The following is a 1,294-nucleotide window of genomic DNA, read 5'->3' on the forward strand; positions in this document are numbered from 1 at the left end:
GGCGAATTCCAGGGGTCGTTGCAACACAGGTGATCAACTGGCTTTGGTCAGGAGTTTAGTCAAGCGCTCGGCTGGGGTGTCCCAGCCGAGCGTTTTGCGTGGGCGGCGGTTGAGCTGGGCCGCGACAGCGGCCAGCTCGTCGGCGCTGTGAGCGGACAGGTCGCTGCCTTTGGGGAAGTACTGACGCAGCAGGCCGTTGGTGTTCTCGTTGGAACCGCGCTGCCAGGGGCTGTGGGGGTCGCAGAAGTAGACGGGCATGCCGGTGGCGACGCTGAACTCGTGGTGGCGGCCCATCTCGGAGCCTTGGTCCCAGGTCAGGGATTGCCGCAGGTGAGCGGGCAGGGTGGAGATCGTGTGGATGAGGCCGTCGCGGACGGTCTCGGCGTCGTGGCGTGCGGGCAGATGCACGAGCAGGACATAGCGGGTGGCGCGTTCGACCAGGGTGCCGATCGCCGAGGTGCCGCCGCCACCGATGATCAGGTCTCCTTCCCAGTGCCCGGGAACGGCGCGGTCCTCGGCCTCGGCGGGCCGGTCGCTGATCATGATCATCGGGTGGGTGAACCGGGGCTGGCGGGCTTCGCCGGTGCGGCGGGGTTTGCGCACGGTGCGGCCGGTGCGCAGCGCGCGGGCCAGTTCGCGGCGCAGCTCGCCCCGGCCTTGCAGATAGAGGGTCTGATAGATCGTCTCGTGGGTCACGTGCAGCTCCGGCCGGTCGGGATGATCACGGCGCAGCCGGCGGCTGATCTGCTCGGGGCTGAACCGGTCCTCCAGCATGCCCTGCACCAGAGCGTGCAGTTCGGGGCAGGCGGCGATCTTGCCCGTCTTCGGGCGCGGCCGACGCTGGTCGGCCCGGTCCTGGGCCGCGTGCGGCCGATAGTCACCCGAACCGGGATGGGCGTTGCGCTTGATCTCCCGGCTGATCGTGGACGGCGGCCGGCCCACCTCCGCCGCGATCCACCGGAGTGAGCGGCCTGCTCTCAGTCCATCGGCGATCACGATCCGCTCATCGGCCGACAGGAACCTGCCCGAAGACGGCTCAGGCCGGGCGGGAGGCAGGTTTGCCTTCCGCCCGGCCTGAGCTGCTCGTCCATACCGCCACCGGTGCCCGGTCCGCCGGTTGATCCCGACCATCCGGCACGCCTGCGCGGTGCCCACACCCCTCGCCACAAGATCAAGATATTGGCGACGTTCCGCCACCAGCTTCTTCGCTCCCTGCGGCGACCGGTCCTCACGGATCTCGAACACTGCAACCCCTGAACAACTTCAGGTGTTGCAACGATCCCTAGAACCCAAG

The 1,294-nt window shown here is 68.6% G+C and carries 1 protein-coding gene; it reads right to left on the minus strand.

Translation table 11 applies throughout. The annotated features are described in order from the left end of the window. Window positions 1–33 precede the first annotated feature (33 nt). A complete protein-coding gene (locus AB0A63_RS40565) occupies window positions 34–1,245 on the minus strand; it encodes an IS30 family transposase (protein WP_360402195.1) in 1,212 nt (403 codons plus the stop codon). Window positions 1,246–1,294 lie beyond the last annotated feature (49 nt).

This window comes from Lentzea sp. NPDC042327 (assembly GCF_040647275.1).
Taxonomy (GTDB): Bacteria; Actinomycetota; Actinomycetes; order Mycobacteriales; family Pseudonocardiaceae; genus Lentzea.